Origin of the sequence: Marinobacter sp., from assembly GCF_033722195.1 — a bacterium.
Taxonomy (GTDB): domain Bacteria; phylum Pseudomonadota; class Gammaproteobacteria; order Pseudomonadales; family Oleiphilaceae; genus Marinobacter.
On the sequence record NZ_JAWVZL010000021.1, the window covers coordinates 40,323 to 46,760 of the forward strand.

General features: G+C 66.4%; 5 protein-coding genes. All 5 read left to right on the plus strand.

The annotated features are described in order from the left end of the window. Nucleotides 1-87 precede the first annotated feature (87 nt). Complete coding sequence (locus tag R3280_RS06235) at nucleotides 88-2,676, plus strand: EAL domain-containing protein (RefSeq protein ID WP_318997722.1); 2,589 nt, start codon at nucleotides 88-90, stop codon at nucleotides 2,674-2,676. 68 nt (nucleotides 2,677-2,744) lie between these two features. Continuing rightward, the gene (locus tag R3280_RS06240; protein ID WP_318997723.1) at nucleotides 2,745-3,863 is read left to right on the plus strand and encodes a multifunctional CCA tRNA nucleotidyl transferase/2'3'-cyclic phosphodiesterase/2'nucleotidase/phosphatase; all 1,119 of its coding nucleotides are present in this window, start codon (nucleotides 2,745-2,747) and stop codon (nucleotides 3,861-3,863) included. Beyond that, the gene (locus R3280_RS06245; RefSeq protein WP_318997724.1) at nucleotides 3,860-4,630 is read left to right on the plus strand and encodes a pteridine reductase; all 771 of its coding nucleotides are present in this window, start codon (nucleotides 3,860-3,862) and stop codon (nucleotides 4,628-4,630) included. Before R3280_RS06240 ends, R3280_RS06245 begins: the two co-directional genes overlap by 4 nt. Before the next feature lie 85 nt (nucleotides 4,631-4,715). Continuing rightward, nucleotides 4,716-5,894 carry an acetyl-CoA C-acetyltransferase gene (locus tag R3280_RS06250; protein ID WP_318997725.1) on the plus strand — a complete coding sequence of 393 codons (1,179 nt, stop codon included), beginning with the start codon at nucleotides 4,716-4,718 and terminating at the stop codon, nucleotides 5,892-5,894. Between the two features lie 6 nt (nucleotides 5,895-5,900). After that, the gene (trmL, locus tag R3280_RS06255; RefSeq protein WP_318997728.1) at nucleotides 5,901-6,365 is read left to right on the plus strand and encodes a tRNA (uridine(34)/cytosine(34)/5-carboxymethylaminomethyluridine(34)-2'-O)-methyltransferase TrmL; all 465 of its coding nucleotides are present in this window, start codon (nucleotides 5,901-5,903) and stop codon (nucleotides 6,363-6,365) included. Nucleotides 6,366-6,438: the final 73 nt, after the last annotated feature.

Sequence of the window (6,438 nt, forward strand, 5' to 3'; positions counted from 1 at the left end):
ACTACCCGGCCGGCCTGTCGCCGGCCGGGCACCGCCACGGACTACCAAGCCATGCTGAGCCGAACCAACGGGAAGCAAAGGCCAGGGATGGGAAGATTATCGAGTCAGACGCTGGCCTGCCTGCTGCTCCTGCTGGCGGCCTGGTCCGGCTTTGCCGTGGCCGGCGGCCTGACGCCCGGGGCCGGGTCGGTGGACCTGTCTCACCACAGTCAGTTCGTGGTGGGCGACGGCAAGCTGACGCCCGACCAGGTCCAGGACCTGCCGGAGAGTCGCTGGCAGGGGCTGGACAAGGACATCAACCTGGGCTATACCGATGCTCCTCACTGGTTCCGGGTGCGTCTGGAGAACAGCCACGATGAGCCCCTGCGGCGGCTGATCGAACTGGGCTATCCGATGCTGGACCGGATCGATTTCTTCACGGTCCAGGACGGGAATCTGGTGAAGCAGGCCAGCACCGGCGACAGCCTGGCTTTCGATACCCGACCGACACCTCATCGGGCTTTTGTGTTCCCGGTCACCCTGGCGCCGGAAACCACCAACGAATTCTATTTCCTTATCCAGACCTCCGGCTCACTGCAGCTGCCCCTGACGCTGTGGCAGGCCGACGCCTTCGCTTCCCACAGCGACGCCGAGCTCACCATGGAGAGCATGTTCTACGGGATTATGCTGGTCATGGCGCTGTTCAATCTGTTCCTCTTCTTCTCTTTGCGGGAGCGCGCCTATCTCTATTACGTGGGGGTGGTGAGCTCAACGCTGGTGTTGATGGCCAGCCTGGACGGCGTTGCCTTCCAGTATCTGTACCCGGACTTGCCGGCGCTGCACAAACAGGTGCTTCTGGTGATTGTCCCTCTGTGCCAGGTGGCCCTGTGCCTGTTCGCCCGGGAATACCTGGAGCTGCAGCACCGCTACCCACTCTGGAACCGGCTGTTCCTGGTTCTGGCGGCGGTAGCCGCTCTGGGAGCCATTACCTCCTTCGTGTTGCCATTCAATCTCTCCACCCGGCTGACCGTCAGCCTGGCTATTCCGGTGGCCCTGGCCAACCTGGTCGCCGGCATCAGCCTCTGGCGGCGCGGCGACAAGAACGCCCGCCTGTTTTCCATCGCCTGGGTCGCGCTGCTGGCCAGTGTTCTGCTGACAGTACTCAACAAACTGGGCCTTCTGCCAACGTCGTTGCTGACCGAACACGGCATACCGCTGGGGGCCTCGGCCCAGGCGCTGCTGTTCTCGTTCGCACTGGCGGATCGCTTCAACCGGGAGCGACGCGCCTATTTCCACGAGAAACAGCTCGCCCTGGCGGCCGTGCAGCAGCAGCGAGAAGCGGAGGCCGCCCTGCTGCGGGCCTCCAGCCATCATGAACTGACCGGGCTGCCGGACCGCAGTATTTTCGAGCGGGTGGTGGACAGGGCCATCAGCGGCAACGCCGCCGCCCCCTCGGCGGTGTTCATGCTGCACCTGCGCCGCTTTGACGACATCAACAAGACCCTCGGCCACAAGGATGCCGACCAGATGCTCAACCTGTTCGCCTGTCGGATGAACCGGCTGGTGGCGGGCACGGTGCAGGCGGTCTATCTGGAAGGCAATGGCGACCAGACCAAGTGCGTTGCCCATATCGAGGGTGTCAGCTTTGCCTTTGCGCTCCAGGACGACGACCACCAACGATTGCTGGAACAGGCCGCCGAGCTGGCGGAGCGCTTTGCCGAGCCCATCGAATTCCGGGGCCTGATGCTGGAGCTGAGCTTCGTAATTGGCGCCAGCTTCGTGGAGCCGGAAGTGCGCGACACCCAGTCGCTGCTGCGCCACGCCTTTATCGCGCTGGATCAGACCGGCGCCGGCGGCAGCAACCTGGCGGTCTACAACGCCGAGATGAACCCCTACAGCCCGCGCCGTCTGACTCTCATGACGGACCTGCGGGAGGCGCTGCGAAGCGACGGCCTGGAACTCTACTTCCAGCCCCAGCTGCAGCTGAAAAGTGACCGCATCGCCGGCTTCGAGGCGCTGCTGCGCTGGGCTCATCCGGAACATGGCTTCGTGCCCCCGGACGAGTTCATCCCCATGGCTGAGCAGACCGGCCTGATCAAGCCGGTCACCCAGTGGGTCATCCGGGAGGCGCTGAGTTTCTGCAAGGCCCTGGACGACGTCGGCTGCGACGCCACCGTCTCGGTCAACATTTCCGCCATGAACCTGCGGGAGCCGGACTTCTGCGACGCCGTCTGCCGGCTGCTGGAGAACAACCATGTAGCGGCCCGCCGGCTGGTGCTGGAAGTCACCGAGACCGCCGCCATGCTGGACCCGCAACGAAGCCTCAGCGCCCTGTCTGCCCTGCAGGCGGCCAAGGTCAGGCTGTCCATCGACGACTTTGGCACCGGCCACTCCTCGCTGGCCTATATCCGCAAGTTGCCCGTCAACGAAATCAAGATTGACCGCTCCTTTGTCATGGCCATGGACACGAATGCCGGCGATGCCACTATCGTGCGCACCACCATCAACATGTGCCATGACCTGGGCTACGAAGTGGTGGCCGAGGGCGTCGAGAACAAGGCCACCCTGGAGCTGTTGCGCCGGTTCGGCTGCGACTATGCCCAGGGCTACCATCTGGCCAGGCCGATGAACATCGACAACGCCCTGGCCTGGCTCAGGCAATCCAGCCTCGTCAAGCATTCCGGCCTGTCCGCCTGACCCCCGGTTGCCCCGCCTGGCCGGGCACCGGATAATCCCCTGTCATTGTCGGGAACCGGGAAACCGTTATGGAGATCTATCTGGTGGGCGGCGCCGTCCGCGATGCGCTGCTGGGCCTGCCGGTCAAGGACCGCGACTGGGTGGTGGTGGGCGCCACCCCCGAGGACATGCTGGCCCGGGGCTACCGCCAGGTGGGCGCGGACTTTCCGGTGTTCCTGCATCCGGACACCAATGAGGAGTACGCCCTGGCCCGCACTGAGCGCAAGCAGGGCCACGGCTACCACGGCTTCACGGTCTACAGCGCGCCGGACGTCACACTCGAGGATGACCTGCGCCGGCGGGATCTCACCATCAACGCCATGGCCCGGGACAGCGAGGGCCAACTGGTGGATCCCTTCGGCGGCCAACAGGACCTTGTGGCCCGCAGCCTGCGCCATGTCTCCCCCGCTTTCGCCGAGGACCCCCTGCGGGTGCTGCGCACGGCCCGTTTTGCCGCCCGCTTCGCCAGCCTCGGCTTCGAGGTGGCGGACACCACCCGCACCCTGATGGCGGCAATGGTATCCGCCGGGGAAATGGAACACCTGGTACCGGAGCGGGTCTGGCAGGAACTGCAGCGGGCATTGCTGGAAAACCGTCCGGCGGTGTTCTTCCAGGTACTGGATCAATGTGGCGCCCTGGGCCGGCTGATGCCGGCACTCTCGACCCCGGCAAATCTCAGCACCGGCCTCGCCTGCCTCTCCTGCCTGGCCGGGTCCGACGCCTCTGGCCCCGCCCGCTTCGCCGGTCTGGTGGGCGCCCTGCCGGAAGCCGAGGTGCACGATCTGAGCCGGGCGCTGAAGGCGCCCAACGATTACCGTGACCTGGCACTGATGACCGCCCGTCATGCCGACGCCCTGCGCCGGGCCGATGGCGCCGAGGCCCAACTGGCGGTGCTGGAGGCCTGTGATGTCTGGCGCCGACCGGAGCGCTTCGATGAGCTGCTGACGGTTTGCCAGTGCCTGGAACCACCCCTGGCTGACAGCCTCGCCAGCCGGCTGCGAGAAGCCGAAGCCGAGGCCTGGTCCGTGGACGCCCGCAAACTGATGGCCGAGGGCCACCAGGGCAAGGCTCTGGGGCAAGCGATCCGACAGGAGCGCCTGCGTCGTATCCAGAGCCTCAATGACACCGAATCGGGAACACAACCATGACCGACACCCGCCACCAGCCGACCACATCGGAAACACCGGTGGTGCTGATCACCGGCGCCGCCCATCGGCTTGGCGCCCGCACGGCCGTGCACCTGCACGACCGGGGCTGGCGGGTGATCGTTCACTATCGCCATCGGGCGGGCCAGGCCAACGATCTGGTAGCCTCACTCAACCAGCGCCGGCCGGATTCCGCCCACGCGCTGGCGGCGGACCTGCAGGCGGCAGAGGCACCGGCAGACCTGGCCGGCCGGGCGATCGCGCTCTGGGGCCGGCTCGACGGTCTGATCAACAATGCCTCCGCGTTCTACCCTACCCCCACGGCGGAGATCTCCGTGGCAGACTGGGACAACCTGATCAACACCAACCTGCGGGCGCCTTTCCTGCTGGGCCAGGCCTGCCTGCCGGCCCTGCGGGCGAGCCAGGGCTGCATCATCAACCTGATCGACATCTATGCCGAGCGGCCGCTGGCGGATCACCCCATCTATTGCGCCAGCAAAGCCGGCCTTGCCATGCTGACCCGGTCCTGGGCCCGCGACCTGGGGCCGGAAGTGCGGGTCAATGGCGTCTCCCCCGGGGCCATTCTCTGGCCTGAAGGCGAGGACGCCGTCAACACCGACTACCAGGCCGCCATCCTGGCCCGAACCCCGCTGCAGCGCACCGGCAATCCGGACGACATCGCCGGCGCCATCGCCTACCTGCTCTGCGACGCCCCCTTCGTCTCCGGCCAGATCCTCGCCGTGGACGGCGGCCGGAGTCTCAATATCTGACTCTGACGCACCGGTTTTGGGAGCCTCCGGCGGCTGGGGTACAATGGTGCCAGCGATCGCCTTTTCCCCAACCCGGAGACCACCCATGCGTGACGTCGTCATTGTTGCCGCCAAACGAACCGCCATCGGAAGTTTCGGTGGCGGCCTCTCCAGCCTGTCAGCCGACAAACTGGGCACCGCCGTAATCCGTGCCCTGCTTGAGGATACCGGCATCGACCACGGCCAGATCGACGAAGTCCTGCTGGGCCAGGTGCTCACCGCCGGGGTCGGCCAGAATCCCGCCCGCCAGGCCGCCATCAACGCCGGTCTGCCCGCCGGTATCCCCGCCATGACCATCAACAAGGTCTGCGGCTCCGGCCTCAAGGCCGTGCATATGGCGGTCCAGGCCATCCGCTGTGGCGATGCCGAACTGCTGATCGCCGGTGGCCAGGAGAGCATGAGCCAGGCCCCCCACGTGCTGCCCAACAGCCGCAACGGCCAGCGCATGGGCGACTGGGCACTGGTGGACACCATGATCAAGGACGGCCTGTGGGACGCCTTCAACGGCTACCACATGGGCATCACCGCCGAGAACGTGGTGGAAAAATACGACATCAGCCGGGAAGACCAGGACGCCTTCGCCGCTGCCTCCCAGCAGAAAGCCGCCGCCGCTCGCAAGGCCGGCTATTTCGACGGCCAGATCGTGCCGGTGGAGGTGCCCCAGCGCAAGGGCGACCCGCTGGTGGTGGATAAGGACGAAGGCCCCCGGGAGGGCGTGGATACCGCTTCCCTGGCCAAGCTCAAGCCGGCCTTCCGCAAGGAAGGCACGGTGACCGCGGGCAACGCCTCCTCGCTGAACGACGGCGCCGCTGCGGTCATGGTGTGCAGCGCAGAAAAAGCCGAGGAGCTGGGCCTGACGCCGCTGGCGCGGATTGCCGGTTATGCCAATGCCGGGGTGGATCCGGCGGTGATGGGCACCGGCCCGATTCCTGCCACCCAGCGCTGCTTGGAGAAAGCCGGCTGGAGCATTGGCGAACTGGACCTGATCGAGGCCAACGAGGCCTTTGCCGCCCAGGCCCTGGCGGTCAACCGCAACCTGGGCTGGGACCCGGAGCGGGTCAACGTCAACGGTGGCGCCATCGCCCTGGGCCATCCCATCGGCGCTTCCGGCTGCCGCATCCTGGTGACCCTGCTGCATGAAATGATTCGCCGTGACGAGAAAAAGGGTCTGGCGACTCTTTGCATCGGCGGCGGCATGGGGGTCGCCCTGGCGGTCGAACGCTGAGTGGCGCTGCTCAATGTGGTGCTCTACGAGCCGGAAATCCCGCCCAACACGGGCAATATCATCCGGCTCTGCGCCAACACCGGCTGCCGCCTGCACCTGATCGAACCGCTCGGGTTCGCCATGGACGACCGGCAGCTGCGCCGGGCCGGGCTGGACTACAGCGAGTACGCCCAGGTGGTCGTACACGCCAGCTACCCAGACTTTCTGGCCAGCGAAAAGCCCGACCGGCTGTTCGGCCTGACCACCAAAGGTAGCCGGTCCTATTACGAGGTGGCCTTCCGGCCGGGGGATTACCTGATGTTCGGCCCGGAAACCCGGGGCCTGCCGGCCTCGGTGAGAGAGGGCCTGGCGGCGTCAAACCGGCTGCGGGTACCGATGCGGCCGGACAGCCGCAGCCTCAACCTTTCCAACACTGCGGCGCTGGTGGTCTACGAGGCCTGGCGTCAGCTTGGTTTCGAGGGCGGGGTCTGAACAGGCGAAAAACGGAGCAATGCGGCAGTCGACGCAGCGGGCCCACGGCCTGCTGCGTCAACAGGTCAGGCAG